The 21,897-nt window shown below is 42.8% G+C and carries 21 protein-coding genes, 1 rRNA gene and 3 other annotated features; of the genes, 8 read left to right on the forward strand and 14 right to left on the reverse strand.

The features are described 5' to 3' along the window. Positions 1–97 precede the first annotated feature (97 nt). Positions 98–534 (forward strand) — a sequence feature (23S ribosomal RNA rRNA prediction is too short). A gap of 11 nt (positions 535–545) precedes the next feature. Continuing rightward, positions 546–1,302, forward strand: a sequence feature (23S ribosomal RNA rRNA prediction is too short). A gap of 1 nt (position 1,303) precedes the next feature. Further along, positions 1,304–2,176, forward strand: a sequence feature (23S ribosomal RNA rRNA prediction is too short). 204 nt (positions 2,177–2,380) lie between these two features. Next, positions 2,381–2,495, forward strand: a 5S ribosomal RNA gene (gene rrf, locus F947_RS12420). 142 nt (positions 2,496–2,637) lie between these two features. On the opposite strand, the gene F947_RS12425 is transcribed toward rrf, so the two are convergent. After that, entirely contained in the window at positions 2,638–4,017 is a 1,380-nt protein-coding gene (locus tag F947_RS12425; RefSeq protein ID WP_004976218.1) for a dihydrolipoyl dehydrogenase, read from the reverse strand. Between the two features lie 209 nt (positions 4,018–4,226). Here F947_RS12425 and F947_RS12430 point away from each other — a divergent pair, with 209 nt between their 5' ends. After that, positions 4,227–8,726 carry a hypothetical protein gene (locus F947_RS12430; RefSeq protein ID WP_004976220.1) on the forward strand — a complete coding sequence of 1,500 codons (4,500 nt, stop codon included), beginning with the start codon at positions 4,227–4,229 and terminating at the stop codon, positions 8,724–8,726. 154 nt (positions 8,727–8,880) lie between these two features. Here the strand turns inward: F947_RS12430 and F947_RS12435 are convergent, their stop codons facing one another. Beyond that, the gene (locus F947_RS12435; protein WP_004976225.1) at positions 8,881–9,303 is read right to left on the reverse strand and encodes a protein tyrosine phosphatase family protein; all 423 of its coding nucleotides are present in this window, start codon (positions 9,301–9,303) and stop codon (positions 8,881–8,883) included. Then, positions 9,296–9,631, reverse strand: a complete 336-nt coding sequence (locus F947_RS12440; RefSeq protein ID WP_004976227.1) for a protein tyrosine phosphatase family protein — start codon at positions 9,629–9,631, stop codon at positions 9,296–9,298. Before F947_RS12440 ends, F947_RS12435 begins: the two co-directional genes overlap by 8 nt. Before the next feature lie 123 nt (positions 9,632–9,754). Here F947_RS12440 and F947_RS12445 point away from each other — a divergent pair, with 123 nt between their 5' ends. From F947_RS12445 to F947_RS12455, 3 genes are read left to right on the forward strand one after another with little or no spacing between them, the layout of a single operon-like run. Beyond that, positions 9,755–10,651, forward strand: a complete 897-nt coding sequence (locus F947_RS12445; protein ID WP_004976229.1) for an alpha/beta hydrolase — start codon at positions 9,755–9,757, stop codon at positions 10,649–10,651. Next, positions 10,652–11,083 (forward strand): thioredoxin TrxC, encoded by a 432-nt coding sequence (trxC, locus tag F947_RS12450; protein ID WP_004976231.1) that lies wholly within the window; start codon positions 10,652–10,654, stop codon positions 11,081–11,083. 27 nt (positions 11,084–11,110) lie between these two features. Further along, on the forward strand, positions 11,111–11,557 hold the full coding sequence (locus F947_RS12455) for an acyl-CoA thioesterase (RefSeq protein ID WP_218618957.1): 447 nt from the start codon (positions 11,111–11,113) through the stop codon (positions 11,555–11,557). A 79-nt stretch (positions 11,558–11,636) separates the two neighbouring features. Here the strand turns inward: F947_RS12455 and F947_RS12460 are convergent, their stop codons facing one another. Next, complete coding sequence (locus tag F947_RS12460) at positions 11,637–12,146, reverse strand: DUF4442 domain-containing protein (RefSeq protein ID WP_004976233.1); 510 nt, start codon at positions 12,144–12,146, stop codon at positions 11,637–11,639. A 12-nt stretch (positions 12,147–12,158) separates the two neighbouring features. After that, positions 12,159–12,647, reverse strand: coding sequence for a YajQ family cyclic di-GMP-binding protein (locus F947_RS12465; RefSeq protein WP_004976234.1), 489 nt, complete (start codon positions 12,645–12,647; stop codon positions 12,159–12,161). Positions 12,648–12,739: 92 nt separating this feature from the next. Between F947_RS12465 and F947_RS12470 the strand changes: the two genes are divergently transcribed. Further along, the gene (locus F947_RS12470; RefSeq protein ID WP_004976235.1) at positions 12,740–13,054 is read left to right on the forward strand and encodes a rhodanese-like domain-containing protein; all 315 of its coding nucleotides are present in this window, start codon (positions 12,740–12,742) and stop codon (positions 13,052–13,054) included. A gap of 79 nt (positions 13,055–13,133) precedes the next feature. Here the strand turns inward: F947_RS12470 and mnmC are convergent, their stop codons facing one another. The 4 genes from mnmC to F947_RS12490 are packed head-to-tail and all read right to left on the reverse strand — an operon-like array spanning position 13,134 to position 16,477. Continuing rightward, positions 13,134–15,035 carry a bifunctional tRNA (5-methylaminomethyl-2-thiouridine)(34)-methyltransferase MnmC2/FAD-dependent 5-carboxymethylaminomethyl-2-thiouridine(34) oxidoreductase MnmC1 gene (gene mnmC / locus F947_RS12475; RefSeq protein WP_004976236.1) on the reverse strand — a complete coding sequence of 634 codons (1,902 nt, stop codon included), beginning with the start codon at positions 15,033–15,035 and terminating at the stop codon, positions 13,134–13,136. Between the two features lie 37 nt (positions 15,036–15,072). Continuing rightward, entirely contained in the window at positions 15,073–15,528 is a 456-nt protein-coding gene (locus F947_RS12480) for an SH3 domain-containing protein (RefSeq protein ID WP_004976237.1), read from the reverse strand. A gap of 5 nt (positions 15,529–15,533) precedes the next feature. Continuing rightward, on the reverse strand, positions 15,534–15,836 hold the full coding sequence (locus tag F947_RS12485; RefSeq protein WP_004976238.1) for a YciI family protein: 303 nt from the start codon (positions 15,834–15,836) through the stop codon (positions 15,534–15,536). A 29-nt stretch (positions 15,837–15,865) separates the two neighbouring features. Next, positions 15,866–16,477, reverse strand: a complete 612-nt coding sequence (locus tag F947_RS12490; RefSeq protein ID WP_004976239.1) for a septation protein IspZ — start codon at positions 16,475–16,477, stop codon at positions 15,866–15,868. Positions 16,478–16,522: 45 nt separating this feature from the next. Between F947_RS12490 and F947_RS12495 the strand changes: the two genes are divergently transcribed. Next, the gene (locus F947_RS12495; protein ID WP_004976240.1) at positions 16,523–17,377 is read left to right on the forward strand and encodes a PHP domain-containing protein; all 855 of its coding nucleotides are present in this window, start codon (positions 16,523–16,525) and stop codon (positions 17,375–17,377) included. A gap of 105 nt (positions 17,378–17,482) precedes the next feature. Here the strand turns inward: F947_RS12495 and F947_RS12500 are convergent, their stop codons facing one another. Both F947_RS12500 and radC read right to left on the reverse strand, forming a co-directional pair. After that, on the reverse strand, positions 17,483–18,391 hold the full coding sequence (locus tag F947_RS12500) for a bestrophin family protein (protein WP_004976242.1): 909 nt from the start codon (positions 18,389–18,391) through the stop codon (positions 17,483–17,485). A 68-nt stretch (positions 18,392–18,459) separates the two neighbouring features. Beyond that, positions 18,460–19,158: a RadC family protein gene (gene radC, locus F947_RS12505; protein WP_004976243.1), complete on the reverse strand. Its 699-nt coding sequence runs from the start codon at positions 19,156–19,158 to the stop codon at positions 18,460–18,462. A 113-nt stretch (positions 19,159–19,271) separates the two neighbouring features. Here radC and coaBC point away from each other — a divergent pair, with 113 nt between their 5' ends. After that, positions 19,272–20,546, forward strand: a complete 1,275-nt coding sequence (coaBC, locus tag F947_RS12510; RefSeq protein ID WP_004976244.1) for a bifunctional phosphopantothenoylcysteine decarboxylase/phosphopantothenate--cysteine ligase CoaBC — start codon at positions 19,272–19,274, stop codon at positions 20,544–20,546. A gap of 76 nt (positions 20,547–20,622) precedes the next feature. Here the strand turns inward: coaBC and secB are convergent, their stop codons facing one another. The 3 genes from secB to F947_RS12525 are packed head-to-tail and all read right to left on the reverse strand — an operon-like array spanning position 20,623 to position 21,811. Continuing rightward, a complete protein-coding gene (gene secB / locus F947_RS12515; protein WP_004976246.1) occupies positions 20,623–21,081 on the reverse strand; it encodes a protein-export chaperone SecB in 459 nt (152 codons plus the stop codon). Positions 21,082–21,115: 34 nt separating this feature from the next. After that, positions 21,116–21,370 (reverse strand): glutaredoxin 3, encoded by a 255-nt coding sequence (gene grxC / locus F947_RS12520; RefSeq protein WP_004976247.1) that lies wholly within the window; start codon positions 21,368–21,370, stop codon positions 21,116–21,118. 33 nt (positions 21,371–21,403) lie between these two features. Then, on the reverse strand, positions 21,404–21,811 hold the full coding sequence (locus F947_RS12525) for a rhodanese-like domain-containing protein (RefSeq protein WP_004976250.1): 408 nt from the start codon (positions 21,809–21,811) through the stop codon (positions 21,404–21,406). Positions 21,812–21,897: the final 86 nt, after the last annotated feature.

Genomic DNA, 21,897 nt, shown 5'->3' on the forward strand with positions numbered 1-21,897 from the left:
GTAACACTAACTGGAGGACCGAACCCACTGTCGTTGAAAAGCCAGGGGATGACTTGTGGATAGGGGTGAAAGGCTAATCAAACTCGGTGATAGCTGGTTCTCCCCGAAAGCTATTTAGGTAGCGCCTCGGACGAATACCATTGGGGGTAGAGCACTGTTTCGGCTAGGGGGTCATCCCGACTTACCAAACCGATGCAAACTCCGAATACCTATGAGTACTATCCGGGAGACAGACTGCGGGTGCTAACGTCCGTAGTCAAGAGGAAAACAATCCAGACCGCCAGCTAAGGCCCCAAAATCATAGTTAAGTGGGAAACGATGTGGGAAGGCATAGACAGCTAGGAGGTTGGCTTAGAAGCAGCCACCCTTTAAAGAAAGCGTAATAGCTCACTAGTCGAGTCGGCCTGCGCGGAAGATGTAACGGGGCTAAAACTATGTGCCGAAGCTGCGGATTTGACATTAGTCAAGTGGTAGGGGAGCGTTCTGTAAGCCGAAGAAGGTGGATTGAGAAGTCTGCTGGAGGTATCAGAAGTGCGAATGCTGACGTGAGTAACGACAAAACGGGTGAAAAACCCGTTCGCTGAAAGACCAAGGGTTCCAGTCCAACGTTAATCGGGGCTGGGTGAGTCGACCCCTAAGGCGAGGCCGAGAGGCGTAGTCGATGGGAAATTGGTTAATATTCCAATACTTCAGTGTAATGCGATGAGAGGACGGAGAAGGTTAAGTCAGCCTGGCGTTGGTTGTCCAGGTGAAAGGAAGTAGGCATGCATCTTAGGCAAATCCGGGGTGCTCTATGCTGAGATCTGATAGCAAGCTGTACTTGTACAGTGAAGTGGCTGATACCCTGCTTCCAGGAAAAGTCTCTAAGCTTCAGTTACACTGGAATCGTACCCGAAACCGACACAGGTGGTCAGGTCGAGTAGACCAAAGCGCTTGAGAGAACTCTGCTGAAGGAACTAGGCAAAATGGTACCGTAACTTCGGGAGAAGGTACGCTGTTGATGGTGATAGGACTCGCTCCTTGAGCTGTCGACAGCCTCAGAAACCAGGCCGCTGCAACTGTTTATTAAAAACATAGCACTCTGCAAACACGAAAGTGGACGTATAGGGTGTGATGCCTGCCCGGTGCTGGAAGGTTAATTGATGGGGTTAGCGTAAGCGAAGCTCTTGATCGAAGCCCCAGTAAACGGCGGCCGTAACTATAACGGTCCTAAGGTAGCGAAATTCCTTGTCGGGTAAGTTCCGACCTGCACGAATGGCATAATGATGGCGGCGCTGTCTCCAGCAGAGGCTCAGTGAAATCGAATTCGCCGTGAAGATGCGGTGTACCCGCGGCTAGACGGAAAGACCCCGTGAACCTTTACTGCAGCTTGACATTGAACTTTGACCTTACTTGTGTAGGATAGGTGGGAGGCTTTGAAACTTGGACGCTAGTCCGAGTGGAGCCGTCCTTGAAATACCACCCTGGTAATGTTGAGGTTCTAACTCTGTCCCGTTATCCGGGACGAGGACCATGTCTGGTGGGTAGTTTGACTGGGGCGGTCTCCTCCTAAAGAGTAACGGAGGAGTACGAAGGTGCGCTCAGCGTGGTCGGAAATCACGCGTAGAGTATAAAGGCAAAAGCGCGCTTAACTGCGAGACCCACAAGTCGAGCAGGTACGAAAGTAGGTCTTAGTGATCCGGTGGTTCTGTATGGAAGGGCCATCGCTCAACGGATAAAAGGTACTCTGGGGATAACAGGCTGATACCGCCCAAGAGTTCATATCGACGGCGGTGTTTGGCACCTCGATGTCGGCTCATCTCATCCTGGGGCTGAAGCAGGTCCCAAGGGTATGGCTGTTCGCCATTTAAAGAGGTACGCGAGCTGGGTTTAGAACGTCGTGAGACAGTTCGGTCCCTATCTACCGTGGGCGCTGGAAATTTGAGAGGATCTGCTCCTAGTACGAGAGGACCAGAGTGGACGAACCTCTGGTGTACCGGTTGTGACGCCAGTCGCATCGCCGGGTAGCTATGTTCGGAAGGGATAACCGCTGAAAGCATCTAAGCGGGAAGCCTACCTCAAGATAAGATTTCCCCGAGGCTTTATGCCTCCTAAAGAGCCGTTGAAGACTACGACGTTGATAGGTTGGATGTGGAAGCATAGCGATATGTGAAGCTGACCAATACTAATTGCTCGTGAGGCTTGACTATACAACACCCAAACAGTTGGGGTTGTATGCTCAATCGATTCAAATCCAATCAGTCAATTCAGACTGATCTTGATTTAGTTAACGCTAAACAATAAAATTCAGACCCAATACAGCCCAATCTGTTACAGATTCGGAAAACGCAGTGCATCACCATCGTGAATAAGACCAATGCAAGTCTCCGTAAACAGTTGTGCTGGCGACCATAGCAAGAGTGAACCACCTGATCCCTTACCGAACTCAGAAGTGAAACCTCTTCGCGCTGATGGTAGTGTGGGGTTACCCATGTGAGAGTAAGTCATCGCCAGCTCATTATTCTAAACACCCTCAACTAGCGTTGGGGGTGTTTTTTTATGTAGAAAAGAAAATATTAAAAACTATAAAAAGTGAAGGCAAAATAAAACCATCAGATGATGATGGTTTTAAAGAGTAAGCATACTTTCTAAATTTGATTAGATTTCACGTAGTTGTCGACGTGCATGTTTAAGTGCTGTTCTTAAACCCTCTTCTAGTGTTGGATGGTAGAACGGTTTATCTAAAATATCCTCAAGTGTGAGTTCTTCATCAATCATCCAAGCCAATAAGTGCGCCATGTGCTCAGCAGCATCCACAAATAATTCAGCACCTAATAACTTTTGACTTTTATTATTAATATAAACTTCAATCGCACCTTTATTTTTTCCCAGCACCAAAGCGCGACCTTGTTTTTCATAAGAAACAAAGCCTGTCGTAAATGCAATATTTTGCTCTTTCAGTTGTTTATAGTTTTGTCCTACAGATGCCATTTCAGGTGAGCTAAACACAATGCCCATGGGTGTTAATGTTTTTATATTTTCAATGTTTGGAAAGCTTAAACAATTATGCACGGCTGCACGCCCTTCATGTGCTGCTTCATGTTGAATGGGAGTATTCGTGTGTGCATCACCCACAATAAAAATAGCATGCTGTCCGAGTTGTTTGGTATGAGGATCAATTGGGAGTTGTTTGATGTTGTTGAAACTTGTATCAATATTTTCAAGATGAAGCTGATCTAAATAGCTGCGTCTACCCGTAGCAACCAATACATAATCGGCAGTTAAGCTTTGTATTTGTCCATTTTCTTGATATTCAATTTTCACGCCTTGTTCTGTTTTTTGTAGTTGTGTAGGCAAGGTTTCAAATTTGATATTCAATTCTCGACTGAGTGTATCTTGTGCAATGGTTTGTAGTTCTGGGCTGCGGAGTGAACCAACTTTACGACTACGGGCAAAAATAGTGGTATCTACCCCTAAGCGTTGCATAGCTTGAGCCAATTCGATTGCAATTACACCACTGCCAATGACGGCCAAAGATTGGGGTAAGTTCTCTAATTCAAAGATTTGATCTGATGTGATTAAGCGTTCGCCTAATTTTTCTTTCCATGCTTGCTCATAAGCAGGAGTAGAACCGACTGCAATAATAAAAGCTTTTGCCTGATATTGCTGTCCATTCACTTGAATTGTATGGGCATCTATAAAAGTCGCAAAACCTGAAATCTTATGGGATGCTTCCCAGCGATCTACATCTTTTTGTGTGGCACGGGTAAAACGATCACGTAATTGACGTACGTGCGTCATGATTTGGGATGTATCAATTTTTGCATCTACCGTGAGTGCAACTTCTTGTGCATGCTGAAAGTCGTGCATGCGATTGGCACTAGAGATGAGAACTTTGCTGGGCATACAACCAACGCGGGCACAGGTGGTATCCCATGGGCCGTGATTGATGATGAGTAGATTTTGGGTGTATTTAATCGCTTCTTTATAGGCGCTAATGCCTGCGGTGCCTGCACCAATGATAATGAGGTCGTACATGATGGTTACACCTATTTTATTAAATGGTTAACTAATATTTAATTTATAACCTTTAAGTTGAAATAACTACAATTAACAGCCGATATCACGATTTAATTTGTGGTTTGGAAGATTTACATTGAAAGTTTTTGTAATTTTGAGTAAATTCCGTTAAAAGCCGTAAACTATCTTGCGGGTCTGTGACATTTATAAAAACGATGGGTACGAATATGACATATTTTATTAACTTAAAAAAATTAGGGGTAAAGTCTACAGTATTGGCTTCTTCTATCGCATTGGTTGCGTGTGGTGGTGGTGGAAGTGATGGTTATTACAATACGGATAATAGTAGTACAACTAATCCTCCAAATAGTGGTGGAGACAATACCTCAACAACAGACACGTCACAGGTAGCAACACATTTAACAAGAGATTTACAGAGTGCGAGTAGTCAGGAAATTCAATTTGCACCAGATAATTCAAAAGTTTACTTGGCGGTTAAAGCTTTAAATGAAGATAATGGTGGTATTGCCAACAAAAATATTCGCTTATCAATTGCGACAAATGAGTTTGGTGTAAGCAGTACCAACTCTGTAGTTGCGACTGATGAAAATGGTGTAGCTAAATTTGAAATTAATGTTCCTGCGTTAGCACAAGCTGAAGGTTCAGTACAATTAACTGCTACTGTTGATGGGACTTCAGTTAGTATCCCTTACACTTTAAATATTAAGAAAAGTAGTACGATTGTCAGTGACTATAGAATCAATGTGACCCAAGGCACAGTATTAAATCTACCAAATGGCAGTGTGGATGTCACTGCGACTGTAACAGATGCTAAGGGTGGTATTAAAGCGAATCAGTCTGTTACTTTAAATATGCCTGAAGCGATGCGCGATAAATTTATTATCACTAATGGCGCAGCAACTCAACAAACAAATGCTCAGGGTGAGGTGAAATATACACTGAAAGCGAGTAGTAATTTTACATCAGCTGATCTTGCTACTTTTGCGGGTAAGTCTGAAACATTAAGTTTTTTGCTAGTTGATGAACATAAAGCGGAAAAAACCGCAACAGCAGATTTAACATTTAAAGACACATCTCAGATTGTCTCAACTCTTTCAGTAATTAAGCCAGATCAGGCTGTTGCTGCGAAAAGTACAACTCCTGTAAAAATCCAAGTATTAGCAAAGAATGATCAACATGAGCCATTAAGTGGAAAAGAGATTCGTTTGAGCTTTACAAAGGCTGAGCTCGCGTATGGCGTTAAACTCAATAATGCGACTGCTAAAACGAATGCACAAGGTATTGCAGAATTTACGATTAGCACGGCCGATGTTACACATCCACTTGCTTTATCCGACACAGGTATTTCGTTAAGTGCAACCTATACAGATGGTATTAACCTTGCGTCTGGTAGCGTTATTGTTGATGTAGTAACAGAAAATACAAATGCTTCAGATGCAGATGCTATTCAGCGTTTAGAAATTGCATCTTCATATAAAGTTAATGCAAAAAATGACTCAGTTGCTGTAACTGTTAAGGCAATTAACAATAAAGGCTTAGCAGCAACTAAAGGTAAGGTTAAAATTGACTTAAATGCTGAGGCAACATCAAATGGTGTAACATTGGATGGGGCTGCGGATAAAGACTTGGTGAACGGGTTTGCTACTTTTAATATTGAGACTAAAGCCCAAACACCTGCTGCAGTAGAAGCATTGGTAAAAGCAGGAATTAAAGCTAATTTTACGACTGACAACGGTGTAAGCAATTCAATTGCGATTACAGTTGCTGATGAAGAAGTTGCTGAAGAAGCGACGCGCTATTTAGCTATAGATCCAATCACTTCTGACACAGATTCAAATCTAGCGGTATTTGATTATACAAAAAATCATACTTTCACAGTTAAAGTCAAGGCAGTCGGTGTAAAAGGCAGTGCGTTAAAAGGTGAAACTGTTTCATTAGGTATCGCAGGGTCTTTAAGTGATCAACAGTTGCAAGATTTAGGCTTGAGTCATACAGGTCAGTCTTCTAAACAGACAGATTCAGATGGATTTGCAACTTTTATTCTTGACTACAAGGCGAAGTCATCGTCTGAGCAAGCTGCTTTAGCCATTCAAGGTGTACCGTTAGTTGCGACTTCATCAAGTGGTAAGACACAAACATTGCGTTTGAACTTTAAAGCACCGACAGAGCTAGGTGTGATTGATCTTGATCACTTTACAGTTGATATGTTGGGAGATTTGACTCTAGCAGTTGGTCAAGAGCAAACATTAACTGTTGATGTCACCGCAAAAGGTACAGATGGCGAAGTACTTAAAAATCAGCTGATCAGTATTGGTTTAAATGATGCAGCATTAAATAATGGTGTGAGTTACGTTTCTACACAAGCTATTCGCACAGATGTAAATGGTCATGCAAAATTTACAATTAAAGTAAAAGCGGGCAATGTAACTGAACTCACGAATCTAATTGCGAATGGTTTAACGGTAGTCGTGAAATCAACTCGTACAGATGGTTCCGCATTTACTGTTACAAAGAAAGTTGATGTTGCACAACCACCAGTCGTTTTACCAGAGCTTGCAGGTCTGGATATTGCATATGTAGGTAATATTCAAACTGTGTCAGTGTTGGGTGGTGAAGTTCGTGTTAAAGTTGTTGCAAAAGATAAAGACAATGCCATTATTCCAAATACACCAATTCAAATTGCTTTATCTTCGTTAACTAGCTCACGTGTGTCTTTATCTTCTAACTCGGCTGTAACCAACAGCAATGGTGAAGCAGAATTTACTGTTCGAGTTGCTGAAGGTGGGTACGATGCAAACTTGATTAAAAATGGTATCGTTTTTGCGGTAGTCGGCACAAGTTTAAATAACCCGAATGACCGTTTACAGCAAACCGGTTCAATTCAAGTTGAGATTCCAAAGGATTCTGTAAACTTACGTTTAACAGCAGATCAATCTAATTTGGAATTAGGTAAGAGCTATACAGTGCAAGTAGCCGTTAAGGACGAGCTTGGAGCAAATTCAGCTTATCCTGTGAATTTGGCATTGAATACTGAAGCAATTACAGCTGGTGTGAAACTGAGTGCAGATTTAGTTTCTACGTCAGCTAACGGACAATTACCAGTAACTCTTACATTACCTAAAGATATTCCAGCTGTTGCAAAACAAGCTTTATTAGACAAGGGTATTCAGGTTAAAGGTATTATCACTAACCCTAAAGGTGAAAAGCTTGAAACTACGCTTAGTTTTACGGTAACTGAAGCGATAAACACGAATCACTTAACAATACTGAGTTCTAAATCGAATTTAAGCACTGCGGGTGACCGTTCAATTATAACTGTTGCATTATTAGATCGAAATAATCAGCCAGTTCGTAATCAGCCAGTAAGGCTGTCTGCAAATAACGCAGCTACTTTAATTATTGGAACACCAGGAAGTGGGCATCAAACCAATACCAGTGAACCTCAAACAGTGATTACGGATTCAAATGGTAATGCGTTCTTCTCGGTTGAGATTGATGGAAGTACAGTTGATGCTGATTTATTGATTGCAAGTGGAATCGAGCTAACTGCAAGTCATACTAATGAAGCAGGTACAGTATCTCAAATACACCGTTTAACAGCATTTACACCTGCACCTATTGTGACTCCAACACCACAACCACAGCCTGCACGTTATAGTTTACGTGTTGCAGCTGCTAAACCAACCATGAATGTACGTAATGATATCACGGATGTTACCGTGACTTTGGTTGATGCTAATGGTGGCGGCATAGCTGATAAGTATGTTGAATTGGCTATTAATAATTTTGCACGTAATGGGGCAATAATTGTAGGAGCATCAGGTTTAACCACAGATGCCAACGGACAAGCCGTATTTAAAGTACAAGTAGACGAACTTGCACGTGATGAAAATTATGATGCCGCAACATTTGCAGCTGAAGATCTACGTTTAACAGCGAAATTTAAAGAAGATGGCTTTATTGATGCGACTCAAGTAACCCAAGTTGATATTGTTCAGGCGGCAGTACAAAATCCAATTGCTTCAATTGTAATAGGAGTAAACCCAACGGAAGTTGGTTCATCGAGTGATGGAGTTTATTACACACGTAACCTTTCTGTGAGTGTGGTTGACTTTGATGGTAAGCCGCTAGCTAATCAAGAAGTTGTGATGGATATTACACCTATTACTTACCGTAAAGGTCAGTACATCTGGAGAAACTCAGTTAAGTTAGGTGAAAAATCAGCTCGTGAACAATGGATTGCCGCAGGCGAACGTTACTATGATTTGACGAATCCAAATCATTATGAGCGCAATGGTGTAGTCATGGATAATAACGGTACGCCAGCTGATGATACAGATGATGTACCTGCAAGCCTAAGCACTCAGCCAATCAGTGTTTGTCCAGCAAATGCTTCAGGTGTAGCTATTACTAATCCTGAAGTTATGAATGTACCTGTAAAAGTTCCAACATTCCTAGGGCAAGGAGAAACCGCTAAATATACAACGGATAAAGATGGTAAATTTGACTTTACGATCCGTTATCCAAAAATTTATGCGAATTGGTTAAATGTTCAAATTGGTGCAGCATCTACAATCACTTCATTGCCACAAAGAACAACTTATAATTTAACTTTACCTGCTTTAACTAGCGATTATAGCTCGAATGGTACATTTGGACCTAACCTGCAAAGTCCGTATGGTGTAAATACAACAACATGCCCATAATTAAAAAACAAACAAACAGCGCTTCGGCGCTGTTTTTTATGGAAGTTTAAATAAAAACTATAAAGAGGTCCCCACACTCACCCCCACCGTTGGGCGTACTTGCATAGAACTACAAGCACTCAGCGCCAAGACACACATCATCACCAATATAAATTTAATCATGCAACAAACCTTGAAATTTTGCCTGATGAAATAACGCACTAGAACGAGCGCCACTACGACAAATTATCAGAATGGGTTTAGGAAGTTCATTATAATATTTAGCGAATTCAAGAATGTCTGTTTGAGAAATTTTACCGCTATTAACGGGTTGATAAATTACACTGATCTGAGATTTTTCCGCGATATTGCGTAATTCACTCACCTTAACAACATTGCCCATTTCTTGATCAGGACGGTTCACAATCACAGATTTAAAACCTTGCCACATCAACTGTGAAAATTTGGCAGCATTCATCTGACCTGCAACACTGACTTTGGTATTTAAAGTCTGAACATCGCTTTGAGCGTGACTCAGCGAGATACTGCTGCAGATCAGAACACAGCAAAATACATACTTGAGGATGGATTTAGTCATCCAACAAATCCATTTGTTTTGCTAACTGGAATAAGTTGTTTGAACGGTTACCCGTGCGGCAGAACATCAACACAGGTTTTGGCAATTCGTTATAATGATTGGCAAACGTACGCACATCTACTTCAGTAATTTGACCCGACACCACTGGCTGATAGACATAATCTAAACCTACTGCACGCGCAGCTTCTTCAATTTGCGCACTGGTTGGTTGCTCAGCGCCACCTTCCATATCTGGGCGGTTATTAATAATTGACTTAAAGCCCTTTTCTACAACTTGGCTCACATGCTCAGGACCAATTTGACCCGCAAAACCGACTTGTTCAGACATGGGAATACTCCATCATTTTATTCATGACAATATGCTTTATGATAGCATTAAGCAGATTCAAGAGCAGAATGTTCTGAAATATTTATAACGACGATAACGATAAAATAACGCAATGGAGCGCTTATGCATTCCTATATGGTTGAGCCTTTATATGTCAAAAGTGATCACGAGGTGATTGCTGCAGACTTTTATCGCCCTAAATCTATAGAAAAACCCGCGGTGATTCTGATGGCGCATGGTCTGGCGGCCTTGCGTCATTTTAAATTGGTACAATATGCACAACACTTTGCTCAGGCAGGCTATGCCGTGGTGCTATTTGATTATCGTTATTGGGGCGGAAGTACAGGGCGTCCACGTGAGTTGGTATCCATAGAGGCGCAGTTAGATGACTGGCGCAGCATGATTTCACATATTGCGGAACGTAAGTCGATTGATGCCAAACGTATGATTCTGTGGGGAACTTCACTGAGTGGCGGATATGTGCTGAGTTTGGCCTCACGCTTACACAATATTGCCGCGGTCATGGTACAAGTGCCTTTTGTAGATGGTGCGGAAAGTGCCAAGTTATATCCTTTGCAGCAACTTCCGAAAGCCCTAAAAATCTCCAGTCAGGACTATATGGGAGCAAAGGTAGGGATGTCGCCCAAAACGCTTGCAGTGGTGGCGCAAAAAGAACTGTGTTTTTTACCGACCACAGACAGTTATGCAGGTTATATGTCAATTGTGAACCCCGATCATTACTGGAGTGGGGAAATTCCTGCTCGGGTGTTTTTTAATTTGATTCGTTATCGCCCCATTCAAGAAGTGCGGCAAATCAACATCCCTGTGTTATTTATTGCCGCACAGCGTGATAGTCTGATTCCAATTGAATCGAGTCGTGAAACGGCAACCAATATTGCGCCTTATGTGCAATATGAAGAGTGGGATATGCAACATTTTGATATTTATCATGGTGAATGGTTTAAAAAAGCCATTCAGACCCAATTAGAGTTTTTACAGCAACTGTTTGGAGTTCAGTAAATGATTATTGTATGCCCTGGATGTGGTGCAAAAAACCGTGTACCTGAAGATAAATTATCTGCCAATCCTGCATGTGGGCAGTGTCATCAAGCGCTGATTCCGCTTGCACCCATTGAACTGAATGAGCAAAATTTCAGTAATTTTATTCAAAATAGTGACTTACCTATTCTGATTGATCTTTGGGCGGACTGGTGTGGTCCTTGCAAGATGATGGCACCACATTTTGCAACAGTTGCCAAGCAGAATCCGCAGGTGGTGTTTGCCAAAATTGATACCGAGGCCAATCCACGCTTAAGCGGTGCATTCCATGTGCGCAGTATTCCAACACTGGTATTGATGAATAAAAGCAATGAAATTGCTAGAATAAGCGGCGCGCTACGAGCGACTGAATTACAACAGTGGTTGGATCAGCAACTCAACGCCCAGTCTTAATGCACTGTTCGTGCTAATTTAATGCAAATGTCCGGAGTGAACGTGTCAGATTCTCATGCAAAACCAGAGGGAGTGCTTTCCCTACAAACAATTGCCATGCCAGCAGATACCAACTGGAGTGGAGATGTCTTTGGAGGCTGGATCGTTTCACAGATGGATTTGGCTGGTGCGATTCATGCCGAGCGTTTTAGTAAAGGACGTTGTGCCACGATTTCCATTAACCAAATGACTTTTTTGGTGCCTGTAAAAGTGGGCGATGTGATCAGTTGCTACACCAAAATTTTGAAAGTGGGCAATACTTCAATTCAAATGCAAATTGAAGTGTGGGACAGCCATGATGATTCACGTGAAGCTGTGCGTGTTACCGAAGGGGTATTTACCTTTGTTGCGGTTGATGTCAAAGGCTCAAAACGTCAGATTCCTGAAGAAGCCAAACAGAAGTTTTTAGAAGCTCAGGCTAGTCAAGCATCATAAGTATCAAGCTAGTCAAACATCGTAATGAAAAAAATCCCAGCACAGTAGCTGGGATTTTTTCTTGGAGAGGAAACAGGCGTTAGGCTTGTTTCTGCTTTAAATGTGCTTTGGACACCCATGCCCACAACATTTCACACTGAATCGGAGCTTCGCCTGATTCATCAATCACACTGACATTGACCAGTGTTTCGCCTTTGTCGGTGCTGTGCATGAGTTGTTGCTGTTCTGGGCTGAGTGTGGCAATGGCTGTCATTGCACCTTGAGTTGGACGTTTAAAGTCCACTTTCAGGCTTTTAATCAGCACAATGGCACTATCAGGTACATTCATAGCAGTCACAAAACCTGTAGCAGTTTCAGCCAGCAGCGCCATAGCACAGGCATGTACCTGTCCAATATGGTTTTGCATGGCTTTATGATTGGCAAGACTGACCACCACTTGCGATGGGGTTACTTCTAGATAGCGAATTTTCGCAGTGCCCACCATCGGCACGACACGACCAAAGGCTTGACTCAAAAGGCGGCTTTGAATGCCTTTCGGCAATTTTGATGTTGCTTTGACCAGTTTGTTTAAGCGATTGGTTGGTGTCATGACATCCCCAAATTAATCTTTAAAGTTGTTAAATTGCAGTGGCAGACCAAATTGTTGCTCTTTCAAGAACGCCATTACTTGTTGCAATGTGTCGCGTTTCTTGTCGGTCACACGAATTTTGTCACCCTGAATAGAAGATTGCACTTTAATGCCACTGTCTTTAATGGCTTTGTTAATTTTTTTTGCGGTATCTGAGTCAAGACCATCTTTAAGTTTGATCACTTGAATCACATTTTTACCTGATGCGGTCATTTTTTGTGGGTCAAGCGCCTGAATGTCGACTTTACGCTTATAGAAGTGATTTTCGAGCATGGTATACACTTGCTCACATTGGAAATCACTTTCAGTGGAGATTTTAATCTCTTTGTTTTTTTCATTGAGGTCGATAGAAACATCCTGACCACGAAAATCGAAACGAGTACCGATTTCTTTTTGTGTGTTTTGAACCGCATGATTCACTTCAAAAAGTTCTAATTCAGAAACAATATCGAAAGAAGGCATAATGAAGACCTTTGCAAATGGAAACAATATCTGAGATGCTAGGGATGTTTTCTTCATTTGCCAAGTGTTGTTTTACATCAAAGGAGTGCGCAATGATCCGTAAACAAGAAATTACAACATTTGAGTTCCCAGCTGACGCGATTATCTGGGATGTACGTGATGCAAGTGCTTATGCAGAAGCTCATGTTAAAGGTGCTGTGAATCAGCCAATTAACGATCTATCAGCAGAGAGTCTTACTCAGGTGTCGGCGGATCAACCCATTTACATTTTATGTGGTGGCGGAAGTAAAGCCCCACGTGCAGCGGAAAAACTAGAAGGTTTGGACAGCTCACGTGAATATGTGGTTTTAATGGGTGGTACACGTGCTGCGCGCGACGCAGGCATGCCTTTGGAACAAGGTCACTAAGTATCATCAATATGAAGAAAGCGCCGTAAGGCGCTTTTTTGTTGGGTATCGTTTTATTTCTATTTTCTCTAAGCGAGCGTTAGCTTGAAGGTGGAAGAGCCTTAAAATAAGGTCTCTTGGTTTTCACCTTTTTCTGAAAGCGTGTAGCTGCCAGTTTTTGTAGTAAGTTTTTAGGTACAGGGCATGCTTCTGCTAACACTTGTGCTGCCAGTATTTCACTGCACAACGGAGCAAATAAAAAGCCTTTAGAACCGAGTCCTGCAAAGCTGTAAATTTCCTGATCATCACGCATTTTGCCAAGTAGGGGAAAATAATCCTGACTTTGGGCGCGTAGCGAAGCACGACCTTGCCAAGTGTCTACGGGTGCTAAGTTTTCGGAATACGTAGGAAAGACACTGTGGATAAGTTCGTAGTTATGCACATGGTCTTCTGCCAAGACGTCACAATCTTCCCGATTTGGATAAAACGATGCACCTAAAATCAGTTGATCGGCATTGAGCTGCATGCAATAGCCGCCATAGCTATAGGCTTGTGATAATGGCAAAGCCTGATCTGTATTATTTACCCAGCTAACTTGCCCACGAATGGGTTTAAGCACAGGGTAATGCTCAAAAAAAGCACCGCTTTGCAGCGCTGCACAGACGATGACATGATCAAACACTCCAAGTTCAGTATCTACGCTGTGTAAGATCAGTTGCTGTGCTGTCGTGGTGATTTGTTTAATTTGAGCTTGCTGAAACTGAATGTGCGGATGCGCAAGAATTTCATCACGCAGTTGATGTGGAGAAACTGCTCCTGCTTGCAATAAGTTTAAACTGGCAAAGTCGCTTTGTGGCGTAAGTTCGGTTGCACTCTGTGCTGCTAAAATACCTTTTGGGTATTGTGTGGCTAAATCCAGCAATTCATCGGCATGTTTAAGTGCCAGTTGATGAATCTGCAACGGACGAAATGCTTTGAATGCGGCATAGTGATTTAAAGCATGTTGCCATGCCAAAGTCATTAAATGATCAGCACTTTGATGAATTGGGCAAAGTTTTGGGTTTAAGAGTGCCAAAGGATTGCCAGAACCGCCTGCAAGTGGCGCTGTTTGGTCATAGAGCGTGACTTGATGCCCTCGTTGGGAAAATGCCCACGCACAGCTTAAACCCGCAATTCCTGCGCCTATGATCGCAATATGGCGCTGTTGGTTGCTTGTTGTGGTATTTGTTGTAATTTGAGTTTCGTTCTGATCGGATATTGGCTCTATTTCAGGCGCTTGCCAGATGGCTTTCAGCATTTCCCGTTTATGCCCAAAACCGCTTGGGCGGGTGATGTGAATACCGTGTTGTTTTAAGCCACGTTTGAGTACGCCTGCCACACTAAATGAGGCAAAAGTCGTGCCATAATCGGACAGTGCTACAATCGGGTTGAGCACGGTTTCCTGCCACATATCGGGGTTACAGGCGGGTGCAAAGCCATCTAAAAACCACGCATTGACAGGAGCAGTTTTAGCAATGACAGGAAAAACTTCCTGAGCATCGCCTAGCCATAAATCTAGGCTAAAGCGTTCATCTGGAAAGTTTAAACGATGACAGCCTGCAATAGCGGCAGGGTATTGCTGAGTCAGCTGTTCAGACAGATGACTGAGTTCGGGCCAAGCCGCTAAGGCACGTATAAGATCGGCTTTGCAAAGTGGAAATTTTTCGACAGAAATTGCGTGTAAATGGCTGCGATTATTGGGACGTACCTGTTGCCATAATTGCCAGAGCGCTAAAATATTTAAGCCTGTACCAAAGCCTGTTTCGCCTACACAAAAATATTCAAAATCATTCAGCGCTGCTAAACGGATGGGTAAGTCATTGCCCTGTAAAAACACATGCCGTGTTTCTAATAAACCGTTGTCTTTAGAGAAATACACATCGCCAAATTGTTTGGAAATGGGCACATCAATACCATCGACCAGTTGCCAATCCAGCTCGGCAGTTTGAATAGGCTGAAACAAAACCAGAGTACCTTAAATCAAGAGGTGAGGGCTCACCTTACCATTGGCGGCGACGTTTGGTATAGACATAGCTAGCAATTAAGAAGCCGAGCAATACGCCAACCGCGAGTGTTGCAGCACCGTATAAAAACATTTGCGCACTGCGTTCACTTTGCAGTACTTGAACTTGCACGCCTAAATTATCGTTTTTAAGTTGCAGTTCCTGATTCTGTGCCAAAGCATCGAGGTTTGCCTGTTCAAGTTGTTGCAAACGTGTGCTCTGATCTTTAATCAAGGCTTTGGTTTTAGCTTCCTGAAGGGCTTTATTTTTGGCAATTTGTTCTGCAGTCAGGGGCTTATCTTGTGCAGGAGTAACCCCATTGGCTGTTGCTACAGCTGCCGTGTTGGTCACAGCAGCAGGAGCAGGTGCAGTAGGTGTGGTTGTGGCTGGCTCAACTGCATATACAGGTGAACTGAGCAGAACAGCAACAACACTGGCAACAACGAAACGCATAGCGCTTATCCTTGAGGGAATGCTTTATTGAATGGCTTAACGTCAATGTGGCTATATACGCCTTCTTTTAAGAAAGGTTCATCTTGTAGCCAAGCATCGAGTGCTTCACGACTGTCAAAATCGACAATCATGGTGCTGCCATAAAAGCCTGCTTGTGGATTGCTTGGGTCTTTTGGCATTGCCCCCGCCACAATTAAGCGACCTTCGGCATCGAGTTGTTGCAAACGTGCAAGATGTGCAGGACGGGTCGCAAGACGTTTTTCCAGTGTACCTTCACGGTCAGTACAACTCAGAACAAATAAAGGCATAGTTACTCTCGAATATCGCAGATCAGAAATTATTCAGATGTTTTAAAGTATTTGCGCAATACAATAAACTGCACAATGATAAAGGAAAACATCACAATCATGTCACCAAAAGCAGTGAATTCGCCCCAATATTTTCCGTCCATAAATAAAAATGCAAAAAATACGTGTAGGAAAGACATGACTGCAAACATGGCTGCCCAAGTATAATTCAGGTTTTTCCAGCCAGCTTCGGTCAAGTTGAACACAGGCCCAAATAAGCGTTGAATCAGTGGTTTACGGTCTTTGCTGAACCATGGTGATAGCAAAAAAGCACCTGCAAATACAATGTTTAAAATGGCAGCTTTCAGGCGAATATAAAAGTCATCGCTTAACATTAAAGTAACGCCACCAAAAATTACGGTCATAAACAGCACAATCCACTGTTGTTTATCTAAACGGAATTTTTGCATGATGAACAATGCGCCGTACACCACTAACATCGAGATGATCAGACCTGTGGTGGCCACCAAAATATGGTTGTTATCGACACCGCCTGCAGAGCCGATGAGTTGTAGTAATTGATGATTAGTGTCTTTTGGATCTACAGTTTTGTATAAATAAAAGAAAATAATGAGGGGCACAAAGTCTAAAAGTGCTTTCATGTTAGAGTATCTAAATCTGATCAAATAAATGACATAGTATAAGTGATGCACGGCGTAGATTTACATACACACAGTAATATTTCTGATGGAACTTTGTCACCTGGAGAATTGGTGTCTGCGGCAATTCAGCAGGGCATTCATACCTTGGCATTGACTGATCATGACACAATGGATGGGCTGGCTTTGGCAGAGCAAGCGGCTCAGGGGCAAGATTTAAAGATTATTTCGGGAGTGGAAATTTCCAGTCAATGGTCACGTCCTGCCACTAAAAAAAGCTATAGCGTGCATGTGGTGGCGCTAAACATGCAAAATCCTGCATCTTTACAGGCGCTGCTGGAACAGCAAAAACAAATTCGTGCAGAACGTGCCAAACAAATTTGTGATTTACTCACTCCGCTGATTGGACAAGATATTTATAATGATGTACTTCTTAAAGTCGAAGGCGTAGCAGATCGGATTACCCGTACGCACATTGCCAAAACCTTACAAGAAAAAGGCATTGTAACGCGTGTGCAGCAAGCATTTGATAAATACATCAAAGAAGGCAAAAAGGCTTATGTGAAATTTGATGGCTTGAGTTTGGAAGATACGATTCGGGTAATTCATGACAGTCAGGGTTTTGCCGTGTTGGCGCATCCAACCCGTTATGATTTATCTGCGACCAATATTCGTTATTTGATTGAAATTTTTGCCAAATATGGGGGTGATGCAGTGGAATTGCCGCCTAATATTGACCCTGCATCGACCCGTCAAATGGTGGATCGCATGATTGCTGAACATGGTCTAAAAGTATCTGTCGGCAGCGATTTTCATGGTGAAAATATGCCGTGGATTAAATTGGGCAATATTCCGCGGGTGAAAGATGGTCAAATTGGGATTTGGGAGAGTTTTGTTGAGTAACTCCCTCATCCCAACCTTCTCATATAAGCAGATGTGATATCCATTATTAAAATTTAGAAAGGATAAAAACTCCTTCTCCCTCTGGGAGAAGGTTGGGAAGAGGGTCTAAAGCAAATTATTGTCCTGTGCCTGAATTGGTGGTGGCGTTGGTTTACCCAACGTACCCAATAATTCAATTTCAATGGTTCTTACCATGGCATCTAAAGGTAAGTCATTGCTTTGCGTGCCAAAAGGTTCTTCAATTTCAGAACTGAGCGCATCCAGACCTAAAAAAGTATAAGCCAAAATACCGACCAAAAGCGGAGTCGCCAATCCGAGTGTAGACCCTAAACTAAAGGGCAACATAAAACAGAAAAAGTACACTGTTCGGTTAAGTAGGACTGAATACGCAAAAGGGAGCGGTGTGGTAGCAATACGGTCACAACCCGTGAGTACCAAACTCAGCTCTGTGACGTGTTGATTCATTTGTGTGTAAATAATATCGGAAATTTCGCCCTCTTTAAGTGCTTGCATTAACTCCCATTGAATCAAACTGAGCGTGTATTGCGGCGCATTGGCTTGTTGATACAGTTGGGTAATTGCTTGCTGACTCATGCCACTGGTTTGAATTAACTCGGTTGGATTGGCAGTTTGATGACGCAGGCGGTCGCGCAAGACATTGGCAAATACAATGACGTGCTGAATGACGCGTTCACGTCGTGCTTGACTAAGTATACGGCAGTCGCGGTCAAAGTGGCGCGCGTTGGCAATCAGCATGCCCCAAAGTTTACGTGCCTCCCACCAACGGTCATAACAGGCAGAGTTTTTAAAGCCCAAAAAAATCGACAGCACCACCCCAATTAAAGTAAAGCCAACCAAAGGCAATTCTGGAAAATGAAAATAACCAATATAAGACAAACCGCCAATAATGGTGGAGATCAACATTACCACGCCCAAAGGCGGTAAGACCTTCGGTAAAATCGTGCCCCGCCAAGAAAACAGTAAGTTAAATACACTGGGTTGATCGACTATCATTTTATTAGAATCATCACAATTTTTTGATGATCTTCTGTGCTTGTGCAGGCTTTGTCAATATGCAAATTTTAAGTGTCCTCAAATTTAAGCAGTTGTTGTTCGGCAAAGGAAAAATTACCTTCACTTGAGATGATACAGTGATCGATCAAACGCAGCTCTAGCAACTGACAGGCTTGCTGAATCTGCTGCGTCAGGATTAAATCTGCACGTGAGGGATGTGGCAATCCGAAAGGATGATTGTGTGCAATCACAATCGCCGTAGCGTGTTGGCTAATTGCAAAACGCAGCAATTGATTAATAGAAATTTCACACGAATTCACTGCGCCATAAAATAACTTTTTAAAGCTGATTTTGCGTAAACAGGCATCTAGACAAAGTACCGCAAACACTTCTTGGGTTTCGCCCAAAAGTTCAAAACGCAAATACTCCATCAAACGTTTGGAGTTGCTAAGCTCTAGCGCATCTTGTTTTAAATGTTCAGCCACATAACGCCGTCCGAGTTCTTTAACTGCCATGAGCTGTGAATATTTACTGTTACCCATGCCGTGAAATTGACACAACTCGGCAATGGGTGCATCGAGTAAAGTAGTGAGATTGCCAAAATGCTGAATTAGCAATCGTGCCAACTCCACCGCAGAATGTTGTTGCGAGCCTGAGCGCAGGAAAATAGCCAGTAGTTCGGCATCGGACAAACTTGCAGCACCATTTTGAATCAGACGCTCACGTGGCCGTTCTTGTTCAGGCCAATGTTTAATAGATAAATGCATTGTTATTTGACTTTTTTATTCTAAATTTGAAACTTAAATCCCAACAGATCTCTTGGGAATGACATTATTTAATGCTATTGTGAGCGCCACTGCAACAAAAAGGTGGCTTATTTGTGAGCTTCGATTTAAGCGTCCTCCCTCATAAAAACATTATTTTAGCTGTGACAGGCGGCATTGCGGCCTATAAAAGTGCGATTTTAGTGCGTCGTTTAAAGGATGCGGGGTTTAGTGTTCGCGTGGTCATGACCAAGGGGGCACAAGCTTTTATTACACCGCTGACCTTTCAAGCACTGTCAGGCAATCCAGTACATACCGAATTATTAGATACCGAAGCCGAAGCAGGCATGGGGCATATTGAATTGGCACGGTGGGCCGATTTAATTTTGGTTGCGCCCGCCAGTTGCGACACCTTAGCCAAATTTGCTGCAGGTCTGGCCGATGATTTGCTCAGTACTTTATACTTAGCCACCACTGCACCAGTTTGGGTTGCACCTGCCATGAATCAGCAAATGTGGGCAGCCAAAGCCACACAGCGTAACTTAACCACTTTGGTGGAAGATGGCGTGCATGTAATTATGCCCGATGCGGGCGAACAAGCCTGTGGAGATGTTGGTTTAGGGCGTATGCCAGAACCTGAAGATTTGGCGCATCAGGTGACGCAGTATTTTCATCAGGCACAGCGTGCTTTGGTGGAAAAATTTGGCATGTTGGCAGGCAAAAATGTCACCATTACAGCAGGCCCAACCCGCGAAGCTTTAGACCCTGTGCGTTATATTTCTAACCATAGTACAGGCAAAATGGGTTTTTCTTTGGCTGCAGCCTGTTATGCAGCAGGGGCAAAAGTCACGCTTATTGCAGGCCCAGTTAGTTTAGATACGCCAAATGGGGTACAGCGAATTAATGTGTCTTCTGCAATTCAAATGCTAGATACCAGTTTGCAGATGCTTGAACAAGGCTGTGATATTTTCATCGCTACAGCCGCGGTGGCAGATTACCGCGTGGCAGAAATTGCGGAACACAAAATTAAAAAATTAGGCGATGAGCTGAATGTGGCGTTGGTCAAAAACCCTGATATTGTTGCGACCATTGCGCAACAGGAAAAACGTCCGTTTATGGTTGGCTTTGCTGCAGAAACCCGCAATGTAGAAGAGTATGCAGCAGGCAAGTTGGTGGCGAAAAAGCTAGATATGATTGCCTGCAATGACGTTTCCCGTGCCGATATTGGTTTTGCTTCCGATGAAAATGCCATGACGGTATTTTTTGCCGAAAGCTACCGTATGGAAAAACGCGATTTGGAAAAAGCCTCGAAACAGGAAATTGCGCAGCAATTGGTCGAAGCGATACACGATGCCTTGTATCGAGATCCATCTCAGGATGATGATTTTTAATTTTGATCGTCCATCAGCAAACGGATGACATAAAAAACCGCTGAAATTTCAGCAGTTTTTTATATCCAATCGCGAATTAAGCTTGACCTTCAGCTGCAGCGGCTTGAGCACGTTGCATATTGGCTTCAAACTCGGCATCGAAGTTGATTGGCGTTAACAATAATTGTGGGAAGCTGCCTTTGGTAACCATATCATTCACTGCTTCACGCAAGAATGGGAACAAAATGTTCGGGCAGTATGCGCCAAGAATGTACGGTAAACGCTCTTCTTCAACGCCATCAATCAGGAAAATACCAGCTTGGGTAACATCCACAATAAATGCAGTATCGCCGGCGTTGTTGGCTTGAACCACAACTTTTAATGCTACTTCAAAGTGGGTTGGATCAATTTTTTCTGCAGAAGATGACAGGTTGATGTTCAATTCAGGCTGCCATTCTTTGGTAAATACTTGTGCCCCAGGAACTTCAAAAGAAATGTCTTTGGTATAAATACGCTCTAATGCCAATTGTGGTTGAGCTTGTTGTTCTTCACTCATGTTAAATCCTTAAGAGTTGGTTATCGTGTTATGTTTATGCCAATAATTGATCAAGCTTGCCTTCGCGATCTAACGCATATAATTGGTCAAAGCCGCCAATAAATTGGTCATTGATGAAAATTTGTGGAACGGTACGATGATTGGTACGTTGCATTAATTCAACACGTACTTCAGGCGCTTCATTCGACAAATTAATTTCTTTATAGGCAACGCCTTTACGCTCAAGGAGTTGTTTTGCACGAATGCAGTATGGACATACAGTCGTTGAATAAATAGTGACTTCAGCCATGATTGTTCTCCTTGCGAAAAATATTGGGTAAAACTATTTGCTTTTTACTAAAGGTAAACCTTGTGCTTTCCAGTTGCTAATACCGCCATCTAAACGATAGGCATCGGTATGTGCGACCTGTTGTAAAGCACTGCCTGCAACCTGACCCAAGTTACAGATAAAGACCAATGGGCGATCTGAGGTTTTTAACTCTTCAACATGCTTGGTAATTTGGCTATAGGGAATATTGCGGCTACCACTGATATGACCTTCACGGAAATCTTTGGCATCACGTAAATCAATCAACATGGCATTTTTAGCTTTGACTAAAATACCCAAAGATTGTGGGGAAATTTTGCGACCATTGCGTTGACCTTCTAACACAAAGAACAACACTACCAATACAGCCAGCGTCCCAAATAAGAAGGGATGATTCCCCATAAATTCGAACCAACGTTCCACAAGTCACCTAATTACAATGTCAAAATTGTTCAAGAGTATAGCGTATAAATATGGCGATCAAAAACACCGCTTCAAGGGCAGCGCCA

Source organism: Acinetobacter towneri DSM 14962 = CIP 107472 (assembly GCF_000368785.1).
Classification (GTDB): domain Bacteria; phylum Pseudomonadota; class Gammaproteobacteria; order Pseudomonadales; family Moraxellaceae; genus Acinetobacter; species Acinetobacter towneri.

Coding starts and splice junctions, on each gene's coding strand:
- radC (WP_004976243.1), bottom strand. CDS start 19,158: ATGCATTTATCTATTAAACATTGGCCTGAACAAGAACGGCCACGTGAG.
- F947_RS12435 (WP_004976225.1), bottom strand. CDS start 9,303: ATGACTAAATCCATCCTCAAGTATGTATTTTGCTGTGTTCTGATCTGC.
- F947_RS12485 (WP_004976238.1), bottom strand. CDS start 15,836: ATGCCTTTATTTGTTCTGAGTTGTACTGACCGTGAAGGTACACTGGAA.
- F947_RS12440 (WP_004976227.1), bottom strand. CDS start 9,631: ATGTCTGAACAAGTCGGTTTTGCGGGTCAAATTGGTCCTGAGCATGTG.
- trxC (WP_004976231.1), top strand. CDS start 10,652: ATGATTATTGTATGCCCTGGATGTGGTGCAAAAAACCGTGTACCTGAA.
- F947_RS12430 (WP_004976220.1), top strand. CDS start 4,227: ATGACATATTTTATTAACTTAAAAAAATTAGGGGTAAAGTCTACAGTA.
- F947_RS12470 (WP_004976235.1), top strand. CDS start 12,740: ATGATCCGTAAACAAGAAATTACAACATTTGAGTTCCCAGCTGACGCG.
- F947_RS12490 (WP_004976239.1), bottom strand. CDS start 16,477: ATGAAAGCACTTTTAGACTTTGTGCCCCTCATTATTTTCTTTTATTTA.
- F947_RS12480 (WP_004976237.1), bottom strand. CDS start 15,528: ATGCGTTTCGTTGTTGCCAGTGTTGTTGCTGTTCTGCTCAGTTCACCT.
- secB (WP_004976246.1), bottom strand. CDS start 21,081: ATGAGTGAAGAACAACAAGCTCAACCACAATTGGCATTAGAGCGTATT.
- F947_RS12465 (WP_004976234.1), bottom strand. CDS start 12,647: ATGCCTTCTTTCGATATTGTTTCTGAATTAGAACTTTTTGAAGTGAAT.
- grxC (WP_004976247.1), bottom strand. CDS start 21,370: ATGGCTGAAGTCACTATTTATTCAACGACTGTATGTCCATACTGCATT.
- F947_RS12445 (WP_004976229.1), top strand. CDS start 9,755: ATGCATTCCTATATGGTTGAGCCTTTATATGTCAAAAGTGATCACGAG.
- F947_RS12495 (WP_004976240.1), top strand. CDS start 16,523: ATGCACGGCGTAGATTTACATACACACAGTAATATTTCTGATGGAACT.
- F947_RS12460 (WP_004976233.1), bottom strand. CDS start 12,146: ATGACACCAACCAATCGCTTAAACAAACTGGTCAAAGCAACATCAAAA.
- F947_RS12425 (WP_004976218.1), bottom strand. CDS start 4,017: ATGTACGACCTCATTATCATTGGTGCAGGCACCGCAGGCATTAGCGCC.
- F947_RS12500 (WP_004976242.1), bottom strand. CDS start 18,391: ATGATAGTCGATCAACCCAGTGTATTTAACTTACTGTTTTCTTGGCGG.
- F947_RS12455 (WP_218618957.1), top strand. CDS start 11,111: ATGTCCGGAGTGAACGTGTCAGATTCTCATGCAAAACCAGAGGGAGTG.